The organism is Pseudophaeobacter sp. 1A09344 (assembly GCF_041008745.1).
GTDB lineage: Bacteria > Pseudomonadota > Alphaproteobacteria > Rhodobacterales > Rhodobacteraceae > Phycobacter > Phycobacter gallaeciensis_A.
Genome location: NZ_JAXGFS010000002.1, coordinates 315,902 through 341,823, shown reverse-complemented (window position 1 = coordinate 341,823; position 25,922 = coordinate 315,902). Strand labels below are relative to the sequence as shown.

Sequence of the window (25,922 nt, the reverse complement as noted above, 5' to 3'; positions counted from 1 at the left end):
GCCGCCTCACTGCGCCTGATACATGGTGACGACGCAGGCGCCGCCAAGGCCGAGGTTGTGCTGCAGCGCCGTGCGGGCGCCCTCGACCTGCGTGCTGCCTGCGGTGCCGCGCAGCTGGCGGGTCAGCTCGTAACATTGCGCAAGGCCGGTCGCGCCAAGGGGATGTCCCTTGGACAAAAGCCCGCCCGAGGGGTTGGTCACGTATTTGCCGCCATAGGTGTTGTCGCCATCGGCGATGAACTTGGATGCGCCGCCTTCGGGGCAGAGGCCAAGGCCTTCGTAAGTGATCATCTCGTTATGGGCGAAACAGTCGTGCAGTTCGACCACGTCGACGTCTTCGATGCCGATGCCGGTTTGCTCCTGCACCTGTTTCGAGGCGGCTGCCGTCATGTCGTAGCCGACGACCTTCATCATGTCGTGGGCGTCAAAGGTGCTGGCGTAATCCGTGGTCATCGCCTGGCCCGCGATGCGTACGTTGGTGTTCAGCCCGTGTTTCTTGGCATAGGCCTCGCTGACCACGACCGCCGCCGCCGCGCCGCAGGTGGGGGGGCAGGCCATCAGGCGGGTCATCACGCCTTCCCAGATGGTGGGGCTTTCCAGCACATCCTCGGGCGACAGCTCATTGCGGAACAGGGCCAGCGGATTGTTCACCGCATGGCGGCTGGCCTTGGCCCGGATACGCGCAAGATCCAGCATGGAAGAGCCGTATTTCTCCATGTGCGACTTGCCCGCACCGCCGAAATAGCGCAGCGCCAGCGGGATCTCGGGCTGGCCGACCAGATCGTCGGTTTCTGCATCGAAGGCATCGAACGGGCTGGGCCGGTCATCCCAGTGGGAGGTCAGCGCGCCGGGTTTCATATGTTCAAAGCCAAGCGCCAGCGCCACATCGACAACACCCGATTCCACCGCCTGACGCGCCATGAACAGGGCGGTCGATCCGGTCGAGCAGTTGTTGTTGACGTTCATCACCGGAATTCCGGTCATGCCAACCTTGTAGAGCGCCGCCTGGCCACAGGTGCTGTCCCCATAGACATAGCCCGCATAGGCCTGCTGCACGGCGTCATAGGGCAGGCCCGCGTCCTGCAGCGCATCGCGCACGGCGGCAGCGCCCATTTCGGTATAGGGTTCATTCTGGCCGGGTTTGGCGAATTTGGTCATACCCACCCCGGCAACCATCACATGTGCAGACATTGGCTCTCTCCCTTGCGCGAGTCGGAATTACACTTCCGGGTTACTTTCGGTTCGGGCTGGGCAAACTGTCAAGAAGAGTGTAACTCATGAGTGTAATTACCGGGCGTCAATAGGTCAGACCTCGCATGGGGTGGGCCGGGGGAAGAATGGCGATGGGCAATAAAACCTGGACGAAAACGGCAGACAGCCGCAGTGCGCAGCGCGAGATCAAACGCCGCGCAGTGCTGATGGCCGGTGCGCGCCTGTTCAACGATCAGGGATACGAGCAGACCTCGCTTGAGGATATCGCCGCCGCGCTCAACATCACCAAGCGCACGATCTACTATTATGTGCAAAGCAAGGAGGACATCCTGTTCGGTTGCCACCAGCTGAGCCTGGAATTCCTGGGCGAGGTGATGGAGATCAGCCGCGATGACAGCCTGCCAGTGGCAGAGCGGATTTCGCGACTGATCCGCGGCTATTGCGAGTGGGTGTCCACCGATCTTGGTGCCAGCCTGGCCATGGTGCGGGCGCACAGCCTGTCGCCCGAGCGGCGCGAGGCCCTGCATGAGGGTAAAGCGCGGGTGGATTTTCAGCTGCGGATGCTGATTGAGAAGGGTATTCGCGAAGGCGTCATCCGCCATTGCGATCCGCGTCTTGTGGCGGCCGGGGTGTTTGGCGCGCTGAACTGGATCCCTTTCTGGAACCGCACTGACCGGCCGGTTCCCCACGAGGAAATTGCCGAACAGTATCTTGCAATGATCCTGAATGGTTTGCTGCCAGGCGCCGGGGGCAGCAAGCGCTGATCGGTGTCAGGCGCTGTCGCCCAATTGTTTGCGAAAGGCGCGCGGCGGCATGCCGGTGCCCTTGGTGAAGACGCGGCTGAAATGGGCGGGATCGCTGAACCCAAGATCATAGGCGATCTGCGCCGCGCTGAGCGACGTATAAAGCAGCATCCGCCGGGCTTCGCGCAGCATGCGTTCATTAACCAGATGCGATGCGGACTGGCCCGTGACCTGATGCACGATCCGGTTCAGATGGGTCGGGGAGACGGCGAGATCGCGTGCATACTCCGCCAGCGGGCGGCGGCTGCGGAAATGTTGCTCCACGAGGGTTTCAAAGCGGGAAAAGATCGGGTTGCCACCATTCTGACGGTCGCCGCCCTCAGCAGTGTGAATATGGCGGGCGACAAGGGCGGTCAGAGTTCCGGCGAGCGAACGCAGCAGCTGAGCGCGGGCAAAATTCTGGCCGTGGTATTCCTGATAAAGCGTTTCGGCCATGCTGCGCAGGTCGGGCGGGAGCGGCAAAACGCAGGCATGATCCAGCGGGCCGCGCACGCCTTCGCCGCTGCGGATGCAATGATCAACAAGATCTGAGGGCAGGGTGACAACCCAGCCGCTGGTCTCTGGTTCGAACGTGTAACCGTGAACAACCCCGCGAGGTATATTGACGAAACAGGGGGCGGGCAGGGTATGTGCTTCCCCGTCCAGATCTACCACGCCGCCACCACTGGTCATGAATAGAACCTGATGCAGCCGGGCGTGCCGGTGCGGTGACAGCTGCCAATCATGCTGCTCGGAGCGGGAGCGGATCGTCTCCACATGCAGCACGTCCGCCAGTTCATCGGTTTCCCCGAACAGGTTGTAGCTGCGGATCTGAAGAGCGCTGGTCATGTGCGAAATGTACAAGAACTTGCGCGCATGGTCCATTCGCAAAACCCGGACCCCGCGTCATATTGCCCGTCACCATGAAACGGAGACGCGCTTATGACCGTGCAGAAAACCCAAGTCGCAATCATCGGAGGCGGTCCTTCGGGCCTGCTGTTGTCGCAGCTGTTGCACCGCAAGGGGATCGATAGCATCGTACTGGAACGGCAATCCCGCGACTATGTGTTGGGCCGGATCCGGGCAGGTGTGCTGGAGCATGGTTTCGTCAATCTAATGCGTGAGGCGGGCTGCGGAGAGCGGATGGATGCCGAAGGCGAGGTGCACGAAGGTTTCTATATCGCCCACCAGGGGCGCAGCGATCGTATCGATCTGGAAAAATACGCAGATGGCGCCACGGTCATGGTCTATGGCCAGACCGAGGTGACGCGTGATCTATACGCCGCCCGCGATGCCATGGACGGGGTCGTCATTCACGAGGCCGCCAATGTGCAACCCCATGATCTGAAGTCTGAAACCCCCTATATCACCTATGAAAAAGACGGGGCAGAGCACCGGATCGACTGTGATTTCATCGTCGGCGCCGACGGGTTCCACGGGGTCAGCCGCAAATCTATTCCCGGCGATGTGCTGAAGGAATACGAAAAGGTCTATCCCTTTGGATGGCTGGGCATTCTGTCGGAAACCAAACCCGTCTCGCCCGAGCTGATCTATGCCCGTCACGAGCGCGGCTTTGCGCTTTGCTCGATGCGGAGTCAGGTGCTGAGCCGCTATTACATTCAGGTGCCGCTGACGGATAAGCCCGAGGACTGGTCGGATGATGCTTTCTGGGCAGAGCTGAAGAGCCGCCTGCCTGAGGATGTGGCCGCTGGACTGGAAACCGGCCCGTCGATCGAGAAATCCATCGCGCCGCTGCGCAGTTTCGTGGCCGAGCCGATGCGCTATGGCAATCTGTTCCTGGCCGGGGATGCGGCGCATATCGTGCCGCCCACCGGGGCCAAGGGGCTGAATTCGGCGGCGTCGGATATCTACTATCTCTACCATGGCTTTATGGATCACTACCTCAATGGCGACAGCGCCGGGCTGGATGGCTACTCGGAAAAGGCACTGGCCCGGGTCTGGAAGGCAGAGCGGTTCAGCTGGTGGATGACCAACCTGTTGCATCTCTTCCCAGATGCGCAGGAAGTGGATCAGCGCCTGCAATGTACCGACCTTGATTACCTGTTCTCTTCGGATGCGGCGCAGGCTTCGCTCGCCGAAAATTATGTGGGCCTGCCCTACTGACGTCGCGTTCGCCCGGCTAGGTCTCGGCCGCCGGGCGTGTTTTCCTCCCTCGGGAAATGAGGGAGGAAAAAATGACGACAGTTGCATATGAAAAAGACGGCCGGATCGCGCGCATCACGCTGAACCGGCCGGAGACCATGAACGCCATCGACGACCAGATGCCGCGGGATCTTGCGGCGGCCGTCGCGCGCGCAGATGCGGATCCGGGCGTGCATGTGATGGTGCTCTCCGGCGCGGGAGAGGCGTTTTGCGCAGGTTACGATCTGACCTTTTATGCTGAGGGCAACGGGTCGGGTGAGGCCACCCAGCCGATGCCATGGGACCCCATCAAGGACTACCGGTTCATGTGGGAAAACACCCAGCATTTCATGTCGATGTGGCGTGCGGTGAAGCCTGTGGTCTGCAAGGTGCACGGTTTTGCCGTGGCGGGCGGATCGGATATCGCGCTGTGCGCGGATATGACGATCATGGCCGAGGATGCGCAGATCGGATACATGCCCGCCCGCGTCTGGGGCTGCCCGACCACGGCAATGTGGGTCTATCGCCTTGGCGCTGAGCGAGCCAAGCGGATGCTGTTCACCGGTGACAAGATTTCGGGGCGCGAGGCAGCCGATATGGGGCTGGTGCTGAAGGCGGTGCCTGCAGAGCAGCTGGACGATGCGGTAGAGGAGATGGCGGCCCGCATGGCCACGGTTCCGATCAACCAACTGGCTATGCAGAAAATGGTGATCAACCAGGCGATCGAGCAGACCGGTTTGATGCAGACCCAACGGCTGGCGACGGTATTCGATGGCATCACCCGCCATTCGCCGGAAGGCATCGCCTTCAAGGAACGTTCTGAGGAAAAGGGTTGGAAGCAGGCGGTCCGGGAACGCGACGAAGGCACATACGACTGGACCCGGCAGGAGGAAATTCCGAAGGGCAACCGGTAACGGCCGGGCGCCATGCCCTAGGCGGGCACGGCGTGGCTGCGCAAGAGAGTGCGGTTCGGCGTCAGCCGGGCTGCATGGCTGGTGCGGGAGCCGTCCAGGCCGCGGTCAGTCGGCGGCGAGCGACCTGAGGCGCTTCGGCCAGATCCAACATCGCCACCGCGAAATCCGCATAGGTGATCTGCGACTGGCCCTCTGCGTCGGTGACCAGCGTATCGGTACCAAATTCATAGTGACCAGTCCGCGGTCCGGGCAACAGCATCGCGGGCGGGCGCAGGCAGGTCCAGGTGGCAGAGGTTTCCTGTTCCAGAAGGGCATCCTGATCGGCGCAGGCCTGCGCGATGGGGCGCACCGCGTCCGGCAGGAAACCGGGGGCGCTCAGAACCGTGTGGCCGCTGTCATCTGCCAGTTTCAGCAGCGCCGCGCCGCCAGTGATCAGCGCGGGGATCCCCGCTGATGTAGCGGCGTTCAGCGCGGCGCGGGTGAGGGGAACCAGGTCACCCTCGTGCCCTGCAGCGGGGCGCAGGGCGCTGATTACCAGATCATGTCCGGCTGCGGCATCCGCTGCCGCGTCGGGCTTGCCGAGAAGGTCGAGCGACAGGGCGTCTACGCCGGAGGGTAGGGTGCCGAGCCGACTGGTATCCCGGGCCACGGCCGTAACGCGGTGGCCGCGGCTCACGGCTTCTCGCAGGGTGGCGCTTCCGACATCGCCGGTGGCGCCGAAAAGAATGATTTTCATAAGTGAACTCCTTTTGTCTCGCCGTCGAGATACTTTGTAGGAATCTCGACGTCAAGATAAGTGTCGTCCAAAGCTGTCCGCTCTTTTTGCACAGGTGCTGTTCAGAGTATCAGTCGCTGGGCTTGGCCGGGTCTCGGTAGCGCATCAGAACCGTCCGGTGGTTCAACTCCTGTCCGGTGTGTCGGTCGGTCACCACCGGGTCGATCTCCTCGCCGCCGTCCCGCAGGATAAAGGAGAGGGGAGAGGGGGCCTCGCTGGGAAGATTGCTGCGCGCCCAGTCCTGCAAGGCGAGCATCACCGGGGCAAAGGCCTTGCCCGATTCGGTTAGTCGGTATTCGTGACGCAGGGGGCGTTCCTGATAGGGGCGGCGCTCCAGCAGGCCCATCGCCTCAAGCCGTTTCAGCCGTTCGGCGAGCAGATGCCGAGTGATCCCGAGGCTTTTCTGGAAGTCATCGAACCGGCGCACACCCAGGAAACATTCCCGCAAAATCAAAAGGGTCCAGCGGTCACCCACCACCCCCATCGCCCGTGCCACCGGGCAGGCGGCCTCTTTCATGTCATGCCATTTCATGAGGCAATTCTAGCATGGATTGACAAGGTTCTCAAATGGAACTGATAATGAGTTCCAAATAAGAACTAACTATTGCGGCAGCCACGCAGGCCTCGCGAAATCCCGGGCTGCAGCCGCCGCGCGCCGACATCAGGAGGACCAGCCATGGTCAGTGTCACATCGAATGCAACGCCCAAACGCCGCCCGCCGCCCGCCCTGGCGATGCTCCAGCGGGCATCGGGCATGTTGGAGGCTATTTCTCCGGCAGCAGCTTCTTTGCTGCTGGCGACGCTGTTTACCCGGCCAAGACCGCAAAAGTTGCCGAAACGGGAACGGGACTGGCTGCTGGCAGCGGCTGCGCGGCCCCTGAGGCTGCAATCGGGTGTCGAGATTCCACTTTATGAATGGCGCGCGACGCCGCGTGGCCATGGTGTCCTGGATGAGGCGCCTCTGCCGACCATCCTGTTGGTACATGGCATGTCGGGCCGGGCCGGGCAGCTCGGCGGGTTCGCGGCGCCACTGGTCAAGGCCGGGTTCCGGGTCGTGGCCTTTGACGCGCCGGGCCACGGGGCAGCTCCGGGGCGTCGCAGTTCGTTGCCGGAAATGCTGTGGGTGACAGAAGAGGTCGCGGCGCATCTGGGGCCGTTGACCGGGATTATCGCCCACTCCAATGGCGCGGCAGCCACGGTGGCTGCACTGTCGCGGGGACTCCGGGTGCGACGGGTTGCGCTATTGGCGCCGCCGACGGATCTGGCGGCCTATCTGGGTAAGGTCGCTCGGCTTTTGGGCTTTGGGCCGAAGGTGGCAAAAGGCGCGCAGACCCTGCTGGAAAAACGCTATGGTCTTCCATTCGATGCGCTGCGCGGCACCGATCTTGCCCGCGGATTGGCGCAACCGTCCCTGATCGTGCATGACAATGCGGACCGTGTGGTGCCGACCTCGGAAGGGCGTGCCTTGGCGGACAGCTGGCCGGGGGCGCGGTTGCATGTGACCGCGGGGTTGGGACACGGCAAGATCCTGCGGGATGACAGTGTGATCGCCCGGGTTGTCGAACATCTGACACCTGAGGTCGCGTCGGTCGAAGAGGAGTGATCAGGGGGTGCCCTTTGCACCCGCGTGACGCTTCCGTCTTGGCAGACGGCAGGGTGGCGGCTAGGTCTGTAAGGGATAAGAGACTGCCGACACCCGGCCATAACGGAGGACCCGCCATGCAGATGAGTGATCAGAAGGAAATTGCCGCCCCGCCGACCGAGGTCTACGCCGCGCTGCTGAACCCAGAGGTGCTGAAAGCCTGCGTGCCTGGCGCCACCGAGGTAACCGGCTCCCCGGAGGAAGGCTTCGAGGCTTCGGTTACCCAGAAGGTCGGCCCGGTCAAGGCGACCTTTAAGGGGCAGGTGACCCTGTCGGATCTGGTTCCAGGCGAAAAGCTGACCATCGCCGGTGAAGGCAAGGGCGGCGCGGCCGGATTTGCCAAGGGCGGCGCAAAGGTGAGCCTGGAACCCTCTGATGGCGGCACCATGCTGAGCTATGAGGTCGAGGCCAAGGTCGGCGGCAAGCTGGCGCAGCTGGGCAGCCGGATCATCGACGGCTTTGCCAAGAAGATGGCCGATCAGTTCTTCGTCAACCTGCAGACCCATCTGGCGCCCGAAGCGGAAAACGCTGGGGAAGACGGCGCCGAGGATGGCGGCGAAGAGGGTGAAGGCAAAAAAGGCTGGTTCAAGAAAATGACGGGTGGCTAAGGGGCGGCTGATCGGCGCCCGACCGTAGCAGCCGTAGCCTTTCTCTCTGCGCTGGCGCACATGCAACTGCGCGCCTGACCACTGGTGGCTGGATCAGTGGCTGGATAGCCTGCGCTCAACGAAAATATGGGGAGAGGCCATGTCAGCGATCCTGTCTATACGCGATCTGCGCAAGACCTACGAAGGTGGGTTCGAGGCGCTGAAAGGGGCCTCTCTGGAGATTGAAGAGGGCGAAATCCTTGCCTTGCTCGGGCCGAATGGCGCGGGCAAGACAACCTTGATTTCAACCGTCTGCGGTATCACCACGCCCACATCAGGCAGCGTCACCGTCGCCGGGCATGATATCCTGCAGGAATTCCGCGCGGCGCGGCGGTTGATCGGGCTGGTGCCGCAGGAAATCAATCTGGAACCGTTTGAAACGGTCTGGAACGCGGTGCGGTTTTCACGCGGCCTGTTCGGCAAGCCCAAGAAAGACGCGCTGCTGGAGGAGATCCTGAAGAAACTGTCCCTCTGGGACAAGCGCAAGAGCCAGATCAAGGAACTGTCCGGCGGCATGAAACGCCGGGTGCTGATCGCCAAGGCGCTAAGCCACGAGCCGCGCGTGCTGTTCCTGGATGAGCCCACCGCCGGTGTCGATGTGGAACTGCGCAAGGACATGTGGGAGGTGGTGCGCGAGCTGAAGGCCGATGGCGTCACCATTATCCTGACCACCCATTACATCGAAGAGGCCGAAGCCATTGCCGACCGGATCGGGGTGATCACCAAGGGGCAGATCCTGCTGGTGCAGGAGAAGGCTGATCTGATGGCGCAGATGGGCCGCAAGCAGCTGGAAGTGCAGCTGACATCGCCGATCACCGAAGTGCCCGAGGCGTTGGCAGCACATGGGCTGGAACTGGGCGCGGACGGGCGGTCACTCATCTACAGCTACGACACAAGGGGTGAGCGGACCGGCATCACCGCGCTGCTCAACGATGTGGCTGCGGCCGGGCTGGTGCTGTCAGATGTGGTGACACGCCAATCCAGCCTTGAAGATATCTTTGTCGGTCTTGTCGCGGGAGAAGAGTCATGAACTGGACGGCGGTTGCATCAATATATCGCTTTGAAATGGCGCGTTTCTTTCGCACGCTGATGCAAAGCTTCCTGTCGCCGGTCCTGTCGACCTCGCTTTATTTCGTGGTCTTTGGCGCCGCCATTGGTAGCCGCATCGACGAGGTCGAGGGCATCGCCTATGGCGCCTTCATCGTGCCGGGGCTGATCATGCTGAGCGTGATCACGCAGAGCATTTCGAATGCCTCCTTTGGGATCTATTTCCCCAAATTCATCGGCACGGTTTACGAGCTGTTGTCGGCGCCGATCAATTTTCTTGAGATTGTCCTCGGCTATGTCGGGGCGGCCGCGACCAAGGCGCTGTTCATTGGGGTGGTGATCCTGTGCACGGCCTCGCTGTTCGTAGATCTGTCCATCGCGCACCCTTTTGCCATGGTGCTGTTCCTGCTGCTGACGTGCCTCAGCTTTGCGCTGTTGGGCTTCATCATCGGGATCTGGGCGAAAAACTTTGAACAGCTGCAACTTGTGCCGTTGCTGATCGTGACTCCGCTGGTGTTTCTTGGCGGATCTTTCTACTCGATCTCGATGTTGCCGCCGATCTGGCAAAAGATCACCATGTTCAATCCGGTGGTCTATCTGATCTCGGGCTTCCGCTGGTCCTTCTTTGGCACCGCAGATGTCCCGGTCGGGACCAGCCTCTTGGCCATCGGTGGTTTTACCTGCCTGTGCCTTGCGGTGATCTGGTGGATTTTCAAAACCGGCTGGCGCATCCGGTCCTGATCGCTAGGCGATACAGCGCAGGCAGGCGGGCCGCAACATTCGGACGTTTGCCCGGGGTGGTGCGTTGCAAAATTGCCTGCGCGCAGGTGCTTTTTCCCTTTGCGGTCGTTTCCCTGCCCTGGGGACCTTGTTTCGGGGCGGGGGGCATTCTACATCGGCGCCATGATCCTGCGCATACCCTTTGTCAAAAAGCCGCCTCTTGTCTCTGTGGTCCGCCTATCCGGCGCGATTGGAATGCCGGGACGCGGCAGTCTGAGCGATGCGGCGTTGGCCCCTGTGCTGGAGCGCGCCTTTAGCAAGGGCAAGCCCGCCGCCGTGGCGCTGGAGATCAATTCCCCCGGCGGCTCACCGGTGCAAAGTTCGCTGATCGGCGCGCGCATCCGGCGCCTGGCCGAGGAAAAAGAGATCCCCGTTATTGCCTTTGTCGAGGATGTGGCGGCCTCGGGCGGCTATTGGCTGGCGGCCGCGGCGGATGAAATCTGGGCAGATGACAGTTCCGTCGTCGGTTCGATCGGCGTGATTTCCGCGGGCTTTGGTGCCCATGTACTGCTGGCCCGTCAGGGGGTGGAGCGCCGGGTCTACACGGCAGGCGAAAGCAAATCGATGCTGGATCCGTTCCGTCCTGAAAACCCCGAAGACGTGGCGCGCCTGAAAAGACTGCTGAACGATATTCACACCAATTTCATCCATCACGTGACCAGCCGTCGCGGCGATGCGCTGAGCAAGGACGAGCCGCTGTTTACTGGCGAGGTCTGGCTGGCCCGGCGGGCAACCGAACTGGGCCTGATTGACGGGATCGCGCATCTGCTGCCGAAACTGAAGCAGCGCTACGGCGACAAGGTGCGGATCCGCCGTTATGGCATGAAGCGCCCGTTCCTGAGCCGGTTCGGCATGCAGATGGCACAGGATGCCCTGGGTGGCCTTGAGGAACGTGCGGAATTCGCGCGGTTTGGCCTCTGACGTGCTGCTCAAAATCGTTTCCATTTTCCTGGTTGTTATGGCGGTTATGGCCATGTTCGGAAAGCTCCGGCTGCCCGGGCACAAGCAGCTGAAATCTGCGCGTTGCCCGTCCTGCGGACGCTTTAGGATTGGCAAAGGGCCCTGCGCCTGCGGAAAAGGAGGACCACGGCGATGATGCCTTGGTTGTATTGTGGACTGGGCCTGGTGATCCTGCTGCTGGCCGGGGACGCATTGGTGCGCGGGGCGGTGAACCTGTCGCTGCGCCTTGGCGTTCCGGCCCTGATCGTCAGTCTGACCATCGTGGCCTTTGGTACCTCGGCGCCGGAACTTCTGATCGCCATCAGCGCGGTTATGGAAGGTGCCGACGGCATTGCGATGGGCAACGTCGTAGGATCCAATACAGCCAATATCCTTCTGGTTCTTGGCGTGCCTGCGATCCTGATGCGGCTGGATACCAGCAAATGTGCGACGCAGAAGAACTATGTTTACATGCTCATCGCATCGGTGCTGTTCATCGCGTTGGCTTTTGTCGGGGTGTTCACCCTGTGGTCGGGGCTGATCCTGCTGGCGGCGCTGGCGATTGTACTGGGCGGTGCATTCCGCGAGGCACGGGCACACCGGCGTAACCGGAATGGGAACGCGGAGGCAGCGGATGATCTGGAAGAGATCGAGGAAGCCGACCCCGACATGCCGTTCTGGCGCATCGGCGTTTATCTTGTTCTGGGGCTGGTTGGCCTGCCACTAGGCGCGGATTTGCTGGTAGACAATGCCACGATCATCGCGCGGATGTATGGCATCAGCGAAACCGTCATTGGTCTGACGTTGGTGGCGATCGGAACCTCCCTGCCGGAACTGGCCACCACGGTCATGGCGGCGTTGCGGCGGCAGGCGGATGTCGCGCTGGGCAATGTCATCGGCTCCAACATGTTCAACCTGCTGGCCATCATCGGTGTTGCGACCTTTGTCGGGCCGATCTCGGTCGATCCCGAATTCCTGCGCTTTGACCTTTGGGTGATGCTGGCGGCCTCGCTGCTTATCTTTCCTTTTGTCTTTTTCAAGATGGACATCACGCGCCGGTGGGGTGGTCTCTTGACCGGGCTTTATGTGCTCTATCTGTGGGTCCTGCTCTGACCACAGAAGCAGGCAGGCAATCAGGGAGGCATCCATGCGGGCTTTGGTGACAGGAGCGGGCAAACGTCTGGGGCAGGCGATGGCCCTGAAACTGGCCCGGCAGGGGTTCGACGTTGCCGTCCATTACGCGACCTCTGAGGCTGAGGCAAAAGCCACTGCCGATGCGATACGGGGCTTGGGGCGGCGCGCTGAACTGGTGCAGGCGGATCTTCTGTGTGAGGCTGAAGCCGTAGAACTACTGCCTGCGGCTGCCAAGGCATTGGGCGGTCCGATCACCTGCCTTGTGAACAACGCCTCTATCTTCGAGCACGACAGTTTTGAAACCGCGACGCGGGAAAGCTGGGACCGGCATTTCGGCAGCAACCTGCGTGCTCCCTTCGTGCTAATGCAAGCGATGGCCGCACAAGAGGTCGAGCAGCCGTTTGATGAGAGCAATGAACCGCAGGCCTGGGGGCTGGTGGTCAACATGATCGATCAGCGGGTACGGCGGCTGACGCCTGAGTTCAGCAGCTACACGCTGGCAAAATCCGCCCTCTGGACGCTGACACAGACGGCTGCACAGGGGCTGGCACCCCGGATCCGGGTCAACGCCATCGGGCCGGGGCCAACCCTACAGGGATCGCGCCAGAGCCCGCAGCAGTTCAACGATCAGCGGGCCAGAACCGTGCTGCAGCGGGGCGCCAATCTGGGCGATATCACGGCCGCACTAGGCTACCTTCTGGAGGCGCCCGCGGTTACCGGACAGCTGATATGTGTCGATGGCGGGCAGCATCTGGCCTGGGAAACGCCGGACGTTGTCGGGCTTGAATAACCCTGCCGGACCGGTCTTTGCGAAAAGTTTTGCACCACCAGCGCGATGATCACAAACCCGTTACAAAAGTGTCTTTGTTTTCAAAACCTTGTCAGGCGTCGGAAAATTTTGAAAACAAAATCAATATCTTATATATCCGCCTAAATTTTAGGCATTTATCCAAAACCGGTCGAAAACAAGGGAAATCGCTGGATAGCCCGAAGATATCTTCACACTTATCCACAGGAGTGGTGGATTTGTCCGCTCTTGAAACAGGCTGGGAAACATTGCAGCGACATGCGTAGAATCATATGTGTCAGGACATGATTGATCAGACATCAGATGCATCGCCCGCGGAACCGCCGCGCAGCGGTTATGCCGTCATTCAGGACTATGTGAAAACGCTGGATTCCTCGCCCGGCGTTTATCGCATGCTCGATGCCGACAGCCGGGTTCTTTATGTGGGCAAGGCGCGCAATCTGAAGGCGCGGGTGTCGAATTACACCCGGCCGGGCAATAGTCCGCGGATCGAACGGATGATCGCGCTTACCACCTCGATGATGTTCCTGACCACGCGGACGGAAACCGAGGCGCTGCTGCTGGAGCAGAATCTGATCAAGCAGCTGAAGCCGAAGTACAACGTGCTGCTGCGCGATGACAAAAGCTTTCCCAATATCCTGGTGTCCAAGGATCACGCCTATCCGCAGATCAAGAAGCATCGGGGCGCCCGTAAGGAAAAGGGGAGCTATTTCGGACCCTTTGCCAGCGCAGGTGCGGTGAACCGAACGCTGAACCAGCTGCAAAAGGCGTTCCTGCTGCGCAACTGCTCGGACGCAATGTTCGAGAGCCGCACGCGCCCCTGTCTGCAATATCAGATCAAGCGCTGCTCGGCCCCCTGTACCGGGGAAATCAGCGCCGAAGAGTACGCCGCCAGCGTCCGTGATGCCGAGCGGTTCCTGTCCGGGCGCTCCACCAAGATCCAGGAGGAACTGGCGGAACAGATGATGGCGGCCTCCGAAGCGATGGAGTTCGAGCGCGCGGCCGCCCTGCGCGACCGGATCAAGGCGCTGACACAGGTGCAAACGGCGCAAGGCATCAATCCGCGCGGTGTCGCCGAGGCGGATGTCATCGGTCTGCACATGGAGGGGGGGCAGGCCTGCGTTCAGGTCTTCTTCATCCGGGCGAACCAGAACTGGGGCAATCAGGATTTCTATCCCCGCGTCGATGCCGACAACAGCCCCGCCGAGGTGATGGAGGCCTTCCTTGGCCAGTTCTACAGCAACAAGGAGCCGCCGCGGCAGTTGATCCTGTCTGATGATATCGAGAATGGCGATCTGATGGAACAGGCGCTGAGCGAGAAGGCTGGGCGCCGGGTCGAGGTGATGGTCCCGCAACGCGGTGAAAAGACTGAACTGGTCGCTGGTGCCGTGCGCAATGCCCGCGAAAGCCTGGCCCGCCGCATGGCTGAAAGCGCGACGCAGGCCAAGCTGCTGAAGGGGCTGGCGGAGGCCTTCGGCCTAGACGGTCCGCCAAATCGGATAGAGGTCTACGACAACTCGCATATCCAAGGCTCCCATGCGGTCGGTGGCATGATCGTCGCGGGCCCCGAGGGGCTGATGAAGAATGCCTATCGCAAGTTCAACATCAAGGGCGACGACCTGGTGCCGGGTGATGACTTTGGCATGATGAAAGAAGTGCTGAACCGCCGGTTCTCCCGCTTGCTTAAAGAGGATCCCGACCGGGAAAAGGGGCTGTGGCCGGATCTTCTGCTGATCGACGGCGGCGCCGGGCAGGTGTCGGCGGTGGCGGAGATCATGGCAGAACACGGCGTGCAGGATATTCCCATGGTCGGCGTCGCCAAGGGGGTGGATCGCGACCACGGCAAGGAAGAGTTCCACCGGCTGGGCGAGAATGCCTTTGCCCTGCAGCGCAACGATCCGGTGCTTTATTTCATCCAGCGTCTACGGGACGAGGCGCACAGATTTGCCATCGGCACCCATCGGGCCAAACGGGCCAAGGCGATGGGGGCGACACCGCTGGATGAAGTGGCTGGTGTCGGCGCCAGCCGGAAACGTGCACTGCTGGCCCACTTCGGCAGCGCCAAGGCGGTGAGCCGCGCCAATCTCGCTGACCTCAAGGCGGTGGACGGCATTTCCGAGGCGCTGGCAGAACGGATCTACGACCACTTCCACGCGCAAGGCTAGGCGTCTGATTTTGGGGTAGGGGGGAAACATGCTATTCTGGGCGCGCGTCCCTAGCCGCCCGGAGGAGCCATGGCTGTTTCCCTGACCGTAAAGCCCGTCGCCTACGACACTTATTCTGTGTCCGGAAAGACGCTGCCGGACATTGCTAAAAGCATCAAGAGCAAGGGGCCCAAGGACCCGAACGACAACAAGAAGGTTACCTTTCTGACCTCCACGGAGCTGGAGTGCCTGACCGCCAAGGGCAAATACGTGGCGGATGGCAAGGCAAAGATCGACAAGAAGACCGGCTGGTTCGAGGTCACCACCAAGGTTTCTACGCTGAAGCTGATCTTGCACACCACGGTGCGATGTCCGAAACGCTCGGTCAGCGGCCTGTCACCGCGGGCACTGATCGAATGGTACCGTTTTTATGCCTGTTGCCTCGCCCATGAGGGGGAACATCTGATCAAGGCCAAGAAGGAATGCGAGAAAATCGCAAAGGAGCTGGACAAGCTCAAAGGCACCGGGCTGGCCGAAACCGAGGCGGAAGCCCTCAAGCTTGCTCAGGAAGACCTGATACGGGTCATCAATATCCACATCTTTGACGACCGAAATCGCCTGAACGAGGTGCACCGGAAGTTCGATCATTCTAGTCACCACGGTGAAAAGAAGGGCGCACTTTTGGATACTTCGGTTGGGTGATCGGAGCACATTCCCGGCGCAGCGGATCTGCAGCGACACAATTGGTCGCGGCCGGTCTTTGCCGGACCACGTCAAAATTTGATTAAGCCTGCTTTCCACTTGTGAAACAGCCGGATAATGTGCGTCCATGACGTGGACCTTGCCCAATATCCTGACCATCGTGCGGCTGCTGGCTGCACCCGGTCTTGCCATCATGTTTCTCTACTTCAGCCGTCCGCTGGCGGATTGGTTTGCGCTGTTGCTGTTTGTCGGCGCAGCGGTGACCGATTGGTTCGACGGCTATCTGGCTCGTGCCTGGAAGCAGGAGACCAAGATCGGCGCGATGCTGGATCCGATTGCGGACAAGGCGATGGTGGTGATCGCGCTGATGATCCTTGTCGGCTATGCAGCCGAGCATTGGGCTCCCTGGCTGGTGCTGCCCGCGACGGTCATCCTGTTTCGTGAGGTTTTCGTCTCTGGCCTGCGGGAATACCTGGGGGATACGGCTGGCACGCTGAAGGTCACCAAACTGGCCAAGTGGAAGACGACGGCCCAGATGACGGCCATCGCCACCCTGTTTTGCCAAGGGGTGTTCGAGCACTATCTGGTGATGTCCTCCTTCGGGATGGATGATGAGCTTCTGGGGCAGATCCTTGCAGGAGAGGTCGAAGATGTAACCGGCCTCAGATGGAAATTCGAAGGCATGGTCTGGACCGGCCGCATCGGGCTGTGGCTACTGTGGATTGCAGCGGCGCTGACCCTGATCACCGGGGCCGACTATCTGAAAAAGGCCCTGCCATTTCTGAAGGAGACGCGCTGATGGATATCTTGTATTTTGCCTGGGTGCGCGAACGGATCGGCCTGCCGCGCGAGCGCGTTGAAACCACGGCGGCAACCGTGTCGGATCTGGTCGAGGAATTGCGCGCACGGGAGCCGCGCTATGCGGCGGCCTTTGCCGATATCTCGGCCCTGCGGGTGGCGCTGGATCAGGAGCTTTCCGATTTTGATGCCCCGCTTGAGGGTGTTCGGGAAGTGGCCTTTTTCCCGCCGATGACGGGGGGCTAAGCGATGCGCGTTCTGGTGCAGGAAGCGTCTTTTGATCTTGGGTCGGTCACCGAAGCTTTTGCCGATGCAGTGGCCGGGGCCGGGGCTGTGGTGACATTCACTGGCGTCGTGCGCGATGCAGACACCGGCGACATGGCCGCGATGGAGATTGAGCATTATCCCGGCATGACGCAGAAGGCGCTGGAAAAAATCGCCTCCGAGGCGATGACGCGCTGGGATCTAGCGGATGCGTTGGTGATCCACCGCTACGGGCGGCTGGAACCCGGAGAGCGTATCATGATGGTCGCAACCGCCGCTCGCCACCGCAAGGACGCCTTTGAGGCGGCCGAGTTCCTGATGGATTACCTGAAGTCCCGCGCCCCATTCTGGAAAAAAGAGGTCCTGCGCGATGGCGAGGCCGAATGGGTCGCCGCCAAGGACGCCGATGAAGACGCGCTGAAGCGCTGGTAATCCGTCACTTCAAGGACAATTAGAGCCTGCATCCGGCCCGCTGGGGACCCCGGCGGGGCGCTTTCTGCTGTGTACACTTGGGATTTCGGCACGTTGCTCGGCATAAAGTAAGTACACATATAATAATTGACAGGTAGCGCCTTCAAAATGTAAGTAGACTTATCAAGTGCCGAGATCGTGGAGGAAAGCGCATGCAATATCACCTGAACGGATTTCGCCCGGGCGATCCCGCGGTGCACACGGACCTTACCCAAAACGGGGGGGATACGGCGCCGCTGCCCGACACGCTGGACGTTCTGATTGTCGGTACCGGCCCCACGGGGCTGGTGCTTGCCAGCCAGCTGGCTGCGTTTTCGGACATCCGCACCGGGATCGTCGAACAACGCGCCGGCCCCATTCAGGTGGGGCAGGCGGATGGTATTGCCTGTCGCTCGATGGAGATGTTCGAGGCGTTTGGCTTCAGCGAGAAGGTTCTGAAGGAAGCCTACTGGGTCAATGAAACCTCGTTCTGGCGCCCGGATGCGGAAAATCCTGGCTGCATCACCCGCAGTGGCCGCATTCAGGATACCGAGGATGGCTTGTCGGAATTCCCCCATGTGATCCTCAATCAGGCGCGGGTGCATGATTTCTTTCTGGAGACCATGGCCAATGCGCCCACGGCGATGGCGCCCTGGTACAACCAGCGCATCAAGGATCTGACGGTGACCGGGGACGGGGAGTATCCGGTGACAGTGACATTGGAAAACACGGCGCCCGGCCATGAGGGCGAAACCCATGAGCTGCGTGCAAAATACGTGGTGGGCTGTGATGGTGCCCGCAGCCGCGTGCGCGAGGCGATCGGGCGCAAGCTGACTGGCGATTCTGCCAATCAGGCCTGGGGTGTGATGGATGTTCTTGCCGTCACCGACTTTCCCGATATCCGCATGAAGGCCACCGTGCATTCGGCGGAAGAGGGCAACCTTCTGGTGATCCCGCGCGAGGGCGGCTACATGGTTCGGCTTTATATCGAACTGGACAAGCTGAAAGAGGATGAGCGGGTCGCCAGCCGCAATATCACTCTGGACAAACTGGTCGCGGCGGCGCAGCGGATCCTGCATCCCTATACGCTAGAGGTGAAGGAAACCGCATGGTGGTCGGTCTATGAGATCGGTCAGCGGCTGTGCGACAAGTTCGACGACGTTCCGGCCGAAAACATCGACAGTCAGCTGCCGCGAGTCTTCATCGCCGGGGATGCCTGTCACACGCACAGTCCCAAGGCGGGCCAGGGCATGAACGTCTCCATGCGCGACGGGTTCAACCTGGGTTGGAAGCTGGCCGCTGTCCTGCGCAAGCAGGCGGTGCCCGAAATCCTGCACAGCTACTCTGCCGAACGGCAGGGGGTAGCAAAGATGCTGATTGACTTCGACCGCGAATTCGCCCGCATGTTCAGCGCCAAGCCCAAGACCGGCGATGCTGAGGGCGGCGTCGATCCCGAGGAGTTCCAGAAATATTTCGTGCAGCATGGGCGGTTCACTGCCGGCACGGCCATCCAATACGCGCCCTCAGTTCTAACCGGAGCGGACACCCATCAGGCACTGGCCAGCGGTTTTCCTCTGGGCATGCGGTTCCATTCGGCGCCGGTGATCCGGCTGGCGGATGCGCGTCCCCTGCAGCTGGGCCATGTGGTGCGGGCCGATGGGCGCTGGCGCCTCTTCGCCTTTGCCGCGGCCGATGATCGGGGACAGGAAGGCGGCGCTTTGCATGCGCTATGTCAGTATTTGGAAAGCGACGCTGCCTCACCCTTACGACGCTACACGGCAGAGGGGGCAGATATCGATTCCGTTCTGGATGTGCGCGCGGTGCTGCAGCAGGAGCACCGCAGCCTGACGCCGGGGGACATGCCCTCACTCCTCCGGCCTTTGAAGGGACGCTACGGGCTGCGCGATTACGAGAAGGTCTTCTGCCCGGATCTGAAATCGGGGCAGGATATCTTTGACATGCGCGGTATTGATCGGAGCCAGGGCTGCATGGTGCTGGTGCGTCCGGATCAGCACGTGGCCCAGGTTCTGCCACTGGACGCCCATGAGGCGCTCAGCCAGTTCTTTGACGGCTTTATGATCCCGGCTGCGGGATAGGAAAGAACATTCCGCAGCCCCGTCAGAGGGCTGCGGGCCTTATGCGGATGCGAAATGGCATGCGACCTGGCTGGCCCCATTGGGTTTCAGGACAGGTTGCTCCTGTCGGCACAGATCCTGCGCCAGCGGGCAGCGGTCCACAAAGGCGCAGCCTTTTGGCGGATTGATCGGGCTGGGCGGATCGCCGGAGAGTTTCAGCGGTCGCACATAGCCTTTGGACTTGCGCCGCGCCAGAGAGGGCGCCGCCGCCAGCAGGGCCTGCGTGTAGGGATGTTTCGGACTGTCGAAGAGCTCTTCACGGCTGGCCTGTTCGACGATCTGGCCCAGATACATCACTGCCACATCATCGCAGAGGTGCCGAACCACGCCCAGATCGTGGCTGATGAACAGGTAGGACAGACCAAGTTCCCGTTTCAGCCGCGCCAGCAGGTTCAGGATTTGCGCTTGAATGGCCACGTCGAGGGCGCTGACAGGTTCGTCACAGACCAGCAGCCGGGGATTGGTGGTCAGTGCGCGCGCGATGGAAATCCGCTGCCGCTGCCCGCCCGAGAACTGGTGCGGGAAGAGGTTCAACTGGTCGGGACGCAGGCCCACCAGTTCGAACAACTCCTTGACCCGGGCCAGACGGCTGTCGGCATCGCCGATATTCATCAGGTCCATTGGCTCGCGCACGATATCCACTACACGTGCCCGCGGGTTGAGCGAGGAATAGGGGTCCTGAAAGATCAGCTGAATATCACGCCTACGGGCGCGCATCGCCTCGTCATCCAGTTGCAGCAGGTCTTCACCGTCGAACAGGATCTCGCCCCCAGCCGCAGGTACCAGCCGGATTGTCGACATGGCCGCGGTGGTCTTGCCCGACCCGCTTTCGCCGACAATGCCAAGGGCACGGCCCCGCTCCAGCGTGAAGGACACGCCCCGCACCGCCTCCAGAAAGGGTTGCGGTGCAAAGAGCGAAGGTTTCGGCAGGGCAAAGCGGACCTTCAGATCCCGTACATCCAGAAGCGTTGTCATATCCGGTTCTCCTCGACCGCGTGGCAGGCCGCGGGATGGTGGCCGTGGGTGGCCAGAAGCGGTTTTTCACGGGTGCAGCGATCGGTGCGATGGGCGCAGCGATCAGCAAAAGCGCAGCCCGCCCCCAGCAAATGCAGCGGCGGCACCACGCCGGGGATTTCTGCCAAGGTCTCCGGCATATCGCCTTTGCCGAGGGCCGGGATGCAGGAGATCAGCCCGCGCGCATAGGGGTGCTGCGGATAGTCCAGCACATCGTCGGCGCTGGCTTCCTCGATGACCCGCCCGGCGTACATGACCGCCACCCGGTCCGCCATTTCACTGATTGCGCCCATGTCGTGGGTGATCAGGATGATGGCCGAGCCGAAATCGCGCTGGATTTCGTTCAGCAGGTCAAAGATCTGCGCCTGCACCGTCACATCCAGCGCGGTTGTCGGCTCATCCGCAATCAGCACCTTTGGGCGGCAGCTTACGGCCATGGCGATCATCACCCGCTGGCGCATGCCGCCAGACAGCTGGTGCGGATAATCCCGCGCCCGTGCGTCGGGCGACGGGATACCGACCCGGTCCAGCAACGCCACCGCATCCCGCAGGGCCTGATCGCGGCTGACGTTCTGGTGCAGCATAATGGCCTCGGCAATCTGATCCCCGACAGTGAACACCGGGTTGAGCGAGGTCATCGGCTCCTGAAAGATCATCGCCATTTCCGAGCCGCGCAGGGCACGCATCCGGGATTCAGAGGCACGGGTCAGATCCTCGCCATTGAGGCGGATCGCGCCACCGGAGATGCGGCCGGGCGGGGTTGGGATCAGCCCCATGACCGACAGGGCGGTGATGGATTTGCCGCAGCCGCTTTCGCCCACCACGCCCAGGGTTTCACCGGCGCTGACATGCATCGAAATGCTGTCCAGCGCGGTGACTTCGCCATAGCGGGTGTTGAAGGTGACGCGCAGGTCTTCGATTTCGAGAAGGTGGTTCATCGTTCCCTCAGCTTTGGATTGAAGGCATCGTTGAGCCCGTCTCCGATCAGGCTGACGGCAAAGACGGTAAAGAAGATCGCAAGCCCCGGGAAAGTGACCGGCCACCAGGCGTCCAGAATGTATTCGCGGTTGGCGCCGATCATCAGGCCCCAGCTCATGACATTTGGATCGCCAAGTCCAAGGAAGCTCAGCCCTGCTTCGAACAGGATCGCGACCCCCACAGTCAGCGTGGCTGAGACGATCAGCGGCGGCAGGGCATTGGGCAGGATCACGGTCCAGATGATGCGTTTGTCCCGGGCGCCAATCGCACGGGCGGCGGTGACGTACTCAAGGTTCTTGATCTTCAGGAACTCGGCCCGTGTCAGGCGCGCGGTCTGCGGCCAGCTAACCACCCCAATGGCAAAGGCGATGGTGAACAGGGTTGGCGACAGCAGCGTCACCAGCACCATTGCAAACAAAAGGGCAGGCAGCACTTGAAAGAACTCGGTGACGCGCATCAAGAGGTTGTCGACCCAGCCACCATAGTACCCGGCCAAGGCGCCCATCGCGATGCCGATCAACATGGTGATCGCAGCCGCAACCGCCCCGACCGCCAGGGTCGGCCCGCCCCCGGTCAGCATGCCCGCAATGATGTCCCGGCCCAGATAGTCGGTGCCAAGGGGAAACTCTGGCGTCACCCCGGGCGGTTCATGCGGAGCCCAGACGATGTCGAAGGGATCGCCGCTGTAAAAGAAGGTGCCGTATAGCGTCGCGCCGATGATTAGGGTCAGCAGCACCACCCCGAACAAGGCCGGAATGTTGCGGCGGAACATCCGCCAGGCTTCCAGTGCCGGGCTTTGGGCCTGATGCTCGGCCGCAGACGTGTCGGTTGCGGTGTTGTCGGACATCAGCTTTTCCCCCTCAGTCGCGGATCGGCCAGCCGGTAGCTCATGTCCGTCAGGATATTGGCGATCACCACCATGGCGCTAGCAAAGAACAGGACTCCCATGATGGTTGGGTAATCGCGGCGCAGGATGGAATCGAAGGCCAGCCGCCCCATGCCGGGCCAGTTGAACACGGTCTCCACCAGCAGCGCGCCCGAGATCAGGTTGCCGAATTGCAGGCCGGCCACCGTCAGGATCGGCAATGCCGCGTTGCGCAGCGCATGTTTGAACAGGATCGAGCGCTGCGAGGCGCCCTTGGCCTTGGCGGTGCGGATGTAATCGGATCCCAGCACCTCAAGCATCGAGGCACGCGACAGCCGGGCGTATTGCGCCAGATAGATGATGGCGAGTGTAAAGGCCGGAAGGGCGAGGTGATGCAGCACGTCCAGCGCCTGCACAAAGATCCCCGCATCGCGCAGCTTGACCGATTGCATGCCTTCGACAGGGAAGATCGGCAAAACGCTGGCAAAGAGGATGATCAGCATGATGCCGGTCCAGAACACCGGTACCGCATATCCGATGGTGGCAAAGACCGAGACGAAGGCGCTCATCACGCCATTGGGCTTGCGGGCAGCAATTACGCCGAGGAAAACCCCGATGATGATCGACAGGACCTGCGCGGTAACCACCAACAGGATGGTCGGCAGGATGCGCTGGGCGATCAGGGTGGCAACAGGCTGGTTGAAGAAGAAACTTTCGCCAAGGTCGCCTGTCACCACGTTGCCGACATAGATGCCCAGCTGCGTGATCAGCGGCTTGTTCAGTCCGTATTCTTCGCGGATGCTTTCCAGCATCTCTTCGGTGGCGCCGCCCATTTCCCCGGCAATCACCACTGCCGGATCACCCGGCGCCAGGCGGATCAGCAGGAAGTTCAGGACCACCACACCCAGCATCAGGACCAGCCCATAGCCAATCCGGCGTATCAAAAACGAAGCATTCATTACATGTCCCCGGCAGAAAGAAAGAGGGCGGGCGCCAGTATTCTGTTTGTCGGCGCCCGCCGGTTCAGCCGATCAGGCCCGGGCTCACTCGCCCCAGGAGACCATGTCCATCGGGTGCATGGTGCCCCAAATGCCAGTGGGAACGTTCATCAGTTTCTTGTCGTAGGCCGTGTGATAGGGCAGCGCGTTGATCCAGTAGACCGGCAGGTCGTTTGCGACGATCTGCTGGAATTCTGCATAAAGCTCTTTACGCTTGGTCGGATCGCTTTCGATGGCGGCGGCGTTCAGCAGTTCATCGACCTTTGCGTTGGCGTATTGCTGGGTGTTGGACCAGATCACACCTTGGCGGATGTTGTCGCTGAGATAGGTACGATGCACCCCGATTACCGGGTCGCCCCAGTTGAACACGATATCCATCGTCAGTTCGAAGTCATGGCCGCCAACCCGGCCGGCCCAGGTCGGGAAATCCGGCGCGGCGCGCACGGTGACGGCAATGCCGATCTTTTTCAGCTGCGATTTCATGTATTCGGCAATCGACTGCTGCTGTTCTTTGGGGCCGGGGATGAAATCAATGGTCAGTTCCATCCCGTCAGCAAATCCGGCTTCGGCCATCAGGGCCTTTGCCTTGTCCAGATCGGCATCATAGGCGGGGATGCTCTCGTCAAAGAAGGGCGAGCTTTCGATGATCGGACCCCGTTGCGGCGTGGAAACGCCCCTGTGCAACGCCTTGGTGATGAAGTCGCGATCCACCGCATAGGCAATCGCCTGACGCACCCGCACGTCGCTCAGCTTGGGCGAGGCGGTGTTGAAGGCCAGCCAGTTGAGCGGACCAACCGCAGCATAGCCTTCGGCGGTGACACCCAGTTGGTCGGCTTTCTCAAGGCGGCGGATTTCCTGGCTGCCGGCCATGAAGGGGTACATATCCGCTTCGCCGTTTTCCATCGCGATCAGCAGCGCCGAGGGATCCTTGATGATGCGGACGATGATCTCATCCAGCTTGGGGCGCCCGTCGAGGAAGAAATTTGGGTTCTTCTTCAGAACGATGGCCTCGCCTGCCTTGAATTCCTCCAGCATGAAGGGGCCGGACCCGACAGGTTTGGAATTCATCGGGTGGGATTTGATGTCCTGCCCATCGTCGAACACGTGCTTGGGCAGGACCGGAGCCAGCGCGGGCGACAGCGCCAGCAGTAGCGCCGGGTGCGGATTGCTGAGGTTGATCACAACCGTATGCGCATCCGGCGTGTCGATGCTTTCGACCGGTGCGAACATGGATTTAAAAGGGTGGTTTTCCTTTGTGGTCAGGATGGAATAGGCCACATCTTCCGAGGTGATCGGCTCTCCGTCGTGAAAGGTGGCATTGTCGACCAGGTTCAGCGTGACGGTCAGGCCGTCCTCGGAGGTTTCCCAACTTTTTGCCAGATAGGGCTGCGGCTCCCAGTTTTCGTCATACCGGATGGGCGAGGCAAAAATCTGCGTCGACGGCACGGCGGTTGCGATGCCCGATTGCACCGCGCCATTCAGGTGTCGCGGCACCTGACTGGAGGCGATGACCAGCGTGCCACCGTCGGCAAATGCGGGCAGGGCGGTAGAGGATAGTGCGGCAAATGCGGCCGCGCCCAAGAGGCGTGACATGAGTTTCATCTGGATCTCCCTGATCGTTTTTTTGCTGTTTCAATCAGGCTAGTCTCGCTCACTCGTCTCAGAAAACAGTCTTTTGCAGCGGTGAAAGTCCCATTTTTTAGCGGAAGATGTGAACGGAGGAGGCTGTGTCCTGCGGATTGGAGAACAGCAAATCATCAAAATCCCCACGCTCCGCAACCTCGCGGCAGGAGGCCAGAACCGATTTCACAATCGCCGATTTTTGTGACGCAGGCGTGTAAGCCACTCCATATTGTGGGGATTCCAGATCGCCCTTGATCGGGCGGGCGACATAGCCGCTTTGCCCGATGCGGTCGTTAGGGCCGCAGATATTCATCAGCGCATAGCCAAAGTTCGCTGCAACAAGGCCCCGCAGGACCGATGAGCTTTTGGTGGTATGCGCAATATTCGGGCGCAGACCACGGGCCTCGAAAAGGCTGCAAAAATAGGCACGCGTTCCCGGCAGATCCAGAAGGATCATCGGCAATTCCGCCAGATCCTGAAGGTCGACCTCCGGCTTTTGGGCCAAGGGTGACTCGTCGGGGATCAGTGCAATCGGTGTGGCCCGGAACATCGGAATGAAAGGCTGCGCCTCTGGCGTGGTGCGCCGGTAGGTCAGCGCCACATCAATGGCGCCGGAGCTCAGCAGATCAGCAATCGACTGCATGTCGCCCTCTTTCAGCTCGATGCTGATTGACGGGTAGTCTTCGGAAATCCGCTTCAGGATCGGCGGCAGGACATAGGGTGCGGTCGGGGCATAACAACCCATTCGCAGGGTCCCTGCCAGATCACCGGTCAGGGACATCAGATCCGATTCAAAAATCCTGGATTGTTCAAGAAACTCCTGAACCCGCTCGCCTACGGCCAGCCCGCTGCTGGTTGGGACGATCCCGCGCGCGGGCAGCCGCCGCAAGAGTTCGGTACCCGTCGTTTGCTCGATCATGTCGATGGCCGCGGTGATCGAGGATTGCGAAATATTCATCTCGACAGCGGCCCGTGCGATGGAGCCGGTCCGCAGCGCCGCATCGAAATAGCGAAGTTGTTTGAGCGTGAAACGCATATCAATTCCTGCATTTTTTGCGGGTTACCTCGACAGTAATTACATTTTTCCAATGTTCAAAGCTTGGATATCCCAAAGGGGAACCCAAAGGTG

The 25,922-nt window shown here is 61.1% G+C and carries 26 protein-coding genes; 16 read left to right on the top strand and 10 right to left on the bottom strand.

Going from position 1 to position 25,922, the window contains the following annotated elements; genetic code table 11:
* Nucleotides 1-6 precede the first annotated feature (6 nt).
* Nucleotides 7-1,191, bottom strand: a complete 1,185-nt coding sequence (locus tag SM765_RS04845) for a lipid-transfer protein (protein ID WP_274837321.1) — start codon at nucleotides 1,189-1,191, stop codon at nucleotides 7-9.
* A gap of 152 nt (nucleotides 1,192-1,343) precedes the next feature.
* Between SM765_RS04845 and SM765_RS04840 the strand changes: the two genes are divergently transcribed.
* Nucleotides 1,344-1,976 (top strand): TetR/AcrR family transcriptional regulator, encoded by a 633-nt coding sequence (locus SM765_RS04840; protein ID WP_065271258.1) that lies wholly within the window; start codon nucleotides 1,344-1,346, stop codon nucleotides 1,974-1,976.
* A 6-nt stretch (nucleotides 1,977-1,982) separates the two neighbouring features.
* On the opposite strand, the gene SM765_RS04835 is transcribed toward SM765_RS04840, so the two are convergent.
* Nucleotides 1,983-2,843 (bottom strand): helix-turn-helix domain-containing protein, encoded by an 861-nt coding sequence (locus SM765_RS04835; RefSeq protein ID WP_274834851.1) that lies wholly within the window; start codon nucleotides 2,841-2,843, stop codon nucleotides 1,983-1,985.
* 93 nt (nucleotides 2,844-2,936) lie between these two features.
* On the opposite strand from SM765_RS04835, the gene pobA reads away from it, so the two are divergent.
* Together pobA and SM765_RS04825 are read left to right on the top strand one after the other, a co-directional pair.
* Entirely contained in the window at nucleotides 2,937-4,118 is a 1,182-nt protein-coding gene (pobA, locus tag SM765_RS04830; RefSeq protein ID WP_274834850.1) for a 4-hydroxybenzoate 3-monooxygenase, read from the top strand.
* A gap of 56 nt (nucleotides 4,119-4,174) precedes the next feature.
* Nucleotides 4,175-5,050 carry a crotonase/enoyl-CoA hydratase family protein gene (locus tag SM765_RS04825; RefSeq protein ID WP_274834849.1) on the top strand — a complete coding sequence of 292 codons (876 nt, stop codon included), beginning with the start codon at nucleotides 4,175-4,177 and terminating at the stop codon, nucleotides 5,048-5,050.
* Between the two features lie 61 nt (nucleotides 5,051-5,111).
* Here the strand turns inward: SM765_RS04825 and SM765_RS04820 are convergent, their stop codons facing one another.
* Together SM765_RS04820 and SM765_RS04815 are read right to left on the bottom strand one after the other, a co-directional pair.
* Nucleotides 5,112-5,786, bottom strand: a complete 675-nt coding sequence (locus SM765_RS04820) for an NAD(P)-dependent oxidoreductase (protein WP_274837322.1) — start codon at nucleotides 5,784-5,786, stop codon at nucleotides 5,112-5,114.
* Nucleotides 5,787-5,895: 109 nt separating this feature from the next.
* Complete coding sequence (locus SM765_RS04815; protein WP_274829699.1) at nucleotides 5,896-6,357, bottom strand: winged helix-turn-helix transcriptional regulator; 462 nt, start codon at nucleotides 6,355-6,357, stop codon at nucleotides 5,896-5,898.
* Between the two features lie 144 nt (nucleotides 6,358-6,501).
* On the opposite strand from SM765_RS04815, the gene SM765_RS04810 reads away from it, so the two are divergent.
* The 13 genes from SM765_RS04810 to SM765_RS04750 all read left to right on the top strand — a co-directional run bounded on the left by SM765_RS04810 (nucleotide 6,502) and on the right by SM765_RS04750 (nucleotide 19,276).
* Nucleotides 6,502-7,428, top strand: coding sequence for an alpha/beta hydrolase (locus SM765_RS04810; RefSeq protein ID WP_274837323.1), 927 nt, complete (start codon nucleotides 6,502-6,504; stop codon nucleotides 7,426-7,428).
* 116 nt (nucleotides 7,429-7,544) lie between these two features.
* Nucleotides 7,545-8,075, top strand: a complete 531-nt coding sequence (locus tag SM765_RS04805) for an SRPBCC family protein (protein WP_065271252.1) — start codon at nucleotides 7,545-7,547, stop codon at nucleotides 8,073-8,075.
* Between the two features lie 139 nt (nucleotides 8,076-8,214).
* The gene (locus SM765_RS04800) at nucleotides 8,215-9,144 is read left to right on the top strand and encodes an ABC transporter ATP-binding protein (RefSeq protein ID WP_274837324.1); all 930 of its coding nucleotides are present in this window, start codon (nucleotides 8,215-8,217) and stop codon (nucleotides 9,142-9,144) included.
* Nucleotides 9,141-9,902 carry an ABC transporter permease gene (locus SM765_RS04795; protein ID WP_065271250.1) on the top strand — a complete coding sequence of 254 codons (762 nt, stop codon included), beginning with the start codon at nucleotides 9,141-9,143 and terminating at the stop codon, nucleotides 9,900-9,902. The genes SM765_RS04800 and SM765_RS04795 overlap by 4 nt, the downstream gene beginning before the upstream one ends.
* A 162-nt stretch (nucleotides 9,903-10,064) precedes the next feature.
* Nucleotides 10,065-10,862, top strand: coding sequence for a S49 family peptidase (locus tag SM765_RS04790; protein ID WP_065271249.1), 798 nt, complete (start codon nucleotides 10,065-10,067; stop codon nucleotides 10,860-10,862).
* Between the two features lie 171 nt (nucleotides 10,863-11,033).
* Entirely contained in the window at nucleotides 11,034-11,993 is a 960-nt protein-coding gene (locus tag SM765_RS04785) for a calcium/sodium antiporter (RefSeq protein WP_274829695.1), read from the top strand.
* Nucleotides 11,965-12,804 carry an SDR family oxidoreductase gene (locus SM765_RS04780; protein WP_274837325.1) on the top strand — a complete coding sequence of 280 codons (840 nt, stop codon included), beginning with the start codon at nucleotides 11,965-11,967 and terminating at the stop codon, nucleotides 12,802-12,804. Before SM765_RS04785 ends, SM765_RS04780 begins: the two co-directional genes overlap by 29 nt.
* A gap of 302 nt (nucleotides 12,805-13,106) precedes the next feature.
* The gene (gene uvrC, locus SM765_RS04775) at nucleotides 13,107-14,987 is read left to right on the top strand and encodes an excinuclease ABC subunit UvrC (protein ID WP_274837326.1); all 1,881 of its coding nucleotides are present in this window, start codon (nucleotides 13,107-13,109) and stop codon (nucleotides 14,985-14,987) included.
* Between the two features lie 69 nt (nucleotides 14,988-15,056).
* Nucleotides 15,057-15,668 carry a DUF922 domain-containing protein gene (locus tag SM765_RS04770; protein ID WP_274837327.1) on the top strand — a complete coding sequence of 204 codons (612 nt, stop codon included), beginning with the start codon at nucleotides 15,057-15,059 and terminating at the stop codon, nucleotides 15,666-15,668.
* A 127-nt stretch (nucleotides 15,669-15,795) separates the two neighbouring features.
* Entirely contained in the window at nucleotides 15,796-16,467 is a 672-nt protein-coding gene (gene pgsA / locus SM765_RS04765) for a CDP-diacylglycerol--glycerol-3-phosphate 3-phosphatidyltransferase (RefSeq protein ID WP_065271245.1), read from the top strand.
* Entirely contained in the window at nucleotides 16,467-16,712 is a 246-nt protein-coding gene (gene moaD / locus SM765_RS04760) for a molybdopterin converting factor subunit 1 (protein WP_274829691.1), read from the top strand. Before pgsA ends, moaD begins: the two co-directional genes overlap by 1 nt.
* 3 nt (nucleotides 16,713-16,715) lie before the next feature.
* Nucleotides 16,716-17,162, top strand: coding sequence for a molybdenum cofactor biosynthesis protein MoaE (locus tag SM765_RS04755; protein ID WP_065271243.1), 447 nt, complete (start codon nucleotides 16,716-16,718; stop codon nucleotides 17,160-17,162).
* A 191-nt stretch (nucleotides 17,163-17,353) separates the two neighbouring features.
* Complete coding sequence (locus SM765_RS04750) at nucleotides 17,354-19,276, top strand: FAD-binding monooxygenase (RefSeq protein ID WP_274837328.1); 1,923 nt, start codon at nucleotides 17,354-17,356, stop codon at nucleotides 19,274-19,276.
* A 39-nt stretch (nucleotides 19,277-19,315) separates the two neighbouring features.
* Here the strand turns inward: SM765_RS04750 and SM765_RS04745 are convergent, their stop codons facing one another.
* From SM765_RS04745 to SM765_RS04720, 6 genes are all read right to left on the bottom strand, one after another.
* Nucleotides 19,316-20,290 (bottom strand): ABC transporter ATP-binding protein, encoded by a 975-nt coding sequence (locus tag SM765_RS04745; RefSeq protein ID WP_274832714.1) that lies wholly within the window; start codon nucleotides 20,288-20,290, stop codon nucleotides 19,316-19,318.
* Entirely contained in the window at nucleotides 20,287-21,267 is a 981-nt protein-coding gene (locus SM765_RS04740) for an ABC transporter ATP-binding protein (protein ID WP_274834839.1), read from the bottom strand. The genes SM765_RS04745 and SM765_RS04740 overlap by 4 nt, the downstream gene beginning before the upstream one ends.
* Nucleotides 21,264-22,154: an ABC transporter permease gene (locus SM765_RS04735; RefSeq protein WP_274834838.1), complete on the bottom strand. Its 891-nt coding sequence runs from the start codon at nucleotides 22,152-22,154 to the stop codon at nucleotides 21,264-21,266. Before SM765_RS04735 ends, SM765_RS04740 begins: the two co-directional genes overlap by 4 nt.
* On the bottom strand, nucleotides 22,154-23,131 hold the full coding sequence (locus SM765_RS04730) for an ABC transporter permease (protein WP_065271238.1): 978 nt from the start codon (nucleotides 23,129-23,131) through the stop codon (nucleotides 22,154-22,156). Before SM765_RS04730 ends, SM765_RS04735 begins: the two co-directional genes overlap by 1 nt.
* Before the next feature lie 84 nt (nucleotides 23,132-23,215).
* On the bottom strand, nucleotides 23,216-24,772 hold the full coding sequence (locus SM765_RS04725) for an ABC transporter substrate-binding protein (protein WP_274834837.1): 1,557 nt from the start codon (nucleotides 24,770-24,772) through the stop codon (nucleotides 23,216-23,218).
* A gap of 97 nt (nucleotides 24,773-24,869) precedes the next feature.
* Nucleotides 24,870-25,829, bottom strand: coding sequence for a LysR family transcriptional regulator (locus tag SM765_RS04720; RefSeq protein WP_274834836.1), 960 nt, complete (start codon nucleotides 25,827-25,829; stop codon nucleotides 24,870-24,872).
* Nucleotides 25,830-25,922 lie beyond the last annotated feature (93 nt).

What these genes read in the sequence shown, in the direction of transcription:
- SM765_RS04805 (WP_065271252.1), top strand. Translation starts at nt 7,545, where the DNA reads ATGCAGATGAGTGATCAGAAGGAAATTGCCGCCCCGCCGACCGAGGTC.
- SM765_RS04755 (WP_065271243.1), top strand. Translation starts at nt 16,716, where the DNA reads ATGCGCGTTCTGGTGCAGGAAGCGTCTTTTGATCTTGGGTCGGTCACC.
- SM765_RS04785 (WP_274829695.1), top strand. Translation starts at nt 11,034, where the DNA reads ATGATGCCTTGGTTGTATTGTGGACTGGGCCTGGTGATCCTGCTGCTG.
- SM765_RS04780 (WP_274837325.1), top strand. Translation starts at nt 11,965, where the DNA reads ATGTGCTCTATCTGTGGGTCCTGCTCTGACCACAGAAGCAGGCAGGCA.
- SM765_RS04720 (WP_274834836.1), bottom strand. Translation starts at nt 25,829, where the DNA reads ATGCGTTTCACGCTCAAACAACTTCGCTATTTCGATGCGGCGCTGCGG.
- SM765_RS04845 (WP_274837321.1), bottom strand. Translation starts at nt 1,191, where the DNA reads ATGTCTGCACATGTGATGGTTGCCGGGGTGGGTATGACCAAATTCGCC.
- SM765_RS04725 (WP_274834837.1), bottom strand. Translation starts at nt 24,772, where the DNA reads ATGAAACTCATGTCACGCCTCTTGGGCGCGGCCGCATTTGCCGCACTA.
- SM765_RS04740 (WP_274834839.1), bottom strand. Translation starts at nt 21,267, where the DNA reads ATGAACCACCTTCTCGAAATCGAAGACCTGCGCGTCACCTTCAACACC.
- SM765_RS04825 (WP_274834849.1), top strand. Translation starts at nt 4,175, where the DNA reads ATGAGGGAGGAAAAAATGACGACAGTTGCATATGAAAAAGACGGCCGG.
- pgsA (WP_065271245.1), top strand. Translation starts at nt 15,796, where the DNA reads ATGACGTGGACCTTGCCCAATATCCTGACCATCGTGCGGCTGCTGGCT.
- SM765_RS04730 (WP_065271238.1), bottom strand. Translation starts at nt 23,131, where the DNA reads ATGAATGCTTCGTTTTTGATACGCCGGATTGGCTATGGGCTGGTCCTG.
- SM765_RS04800 (WP_274837324.1), top strand. Translation starts at nt 8,215, where the DNA reads ATGTCAGCGATCCTGTCTATACGCGATCTGCGCAAGACCTACGAAGGT.
- SM765_RS04770 (WP_274837327.1), top strand. Translation starts at nt 15,057, where the DNA reads ATGGCTGTTTCCCTGACCGTAAAGCCCGTCGCCTACGACACTTATTCT.
- SM765_RS04815 (WP_274829699.1), bottom strand. Translation starts at nt 6,357, where the DNA reads ATGAAATGGCATGACATGAAAGAGGCCGCCTGCCCGGTGGCACGGGCG.
- uvrC (WP_274837326.1), top strand. Translation starts at nt 13,107, where the DNA reads ATGATTGATCAGACATCAGATGCATCGCCCGCGGAACCGCCGCGCAGC.
- moaD (WP_274829691.1), top strand. Translation starts at nt 16,467, where the DNA reads ATGGATATCTTGTATTTTGCCTGGGTGCGCGAACGGATCGGCCTGCCG.
- SM765_RS04750 (WP_274837328.1), top strand. Translation starts at nt 17,354, where the DNA reads ATGCAATATCACCTGAACGGATTTCGCCCGGGCGATCCCGCGGTGCAC.
- SM765_RS04835 (WP_274834851.1), bottom strand. Translation starts at nt 2,843, where the DNA reads ATGACCAGCGCTCTTCAGATCCGCAGCTACAACCTGTTCGGGGAAACC.
- SM765_RS04735 (WP_274834838.1), bottom strand. Translation starts at nt 22,154, where the DNA reads ATGTCCGACAACACCGCAACCGACACGTCTGCGGCCGAGCATCAGGCC.
- SM765_RS04840 (WP_065271258.1), top strand. Translation starts at nt 1,344, where the DNA reads ATGGGCAATAAAACCTGGACGAAAACGGCAGACAGCCGCAGTGCGCAG.
- SM765_RS04795 (WP_065271250.1), top strand. Translation starts at nt 9,141, where the DNA reads ATGAACTGGACGGCGGTTGCATCAATATATCGCTTTGAAATGGCGCGT.
- SM765_RS04790 (WP_065271249.1), top strand. Translation starts at nt 10,065, where the DNA reads ATGATCCTGCGCATACCCTTTGTCAAAAAGCCGCCTCTTGTCTCTGTG.
- SM765_RS04810 (WP_274837323.1), top strand. Translation starts at nt 6,502, where the DNA reads ATGGTCAGTGTCACATCGAATGCAACGCCCAAACGCCGCCCGCCGCCC.
- SM765_RS04745 (WP_274832714.1), bottom strand. Translation starts at nt 20,290, where the DNA reads ATGACAACGCTTCTGGATGTACGGGATCTGAAGGTCCGCTTTGCCCTG.
- pobA (WP_274834850.1), top strand. Translation starts at nt 2,937, where the DNA reads ATGACCGTGCAGAAAACCCAAGTCGCAATCATCGGAGGCGGTCCTTCG.
- SM765_RS04820 (WP_274837322.1), bottom strand. Translation starts at nt 5,786, where the DNA reads ATGAAAATCATTCTTTTCGGCGCCACCGGCGATGTCGGAAGCGCCACC.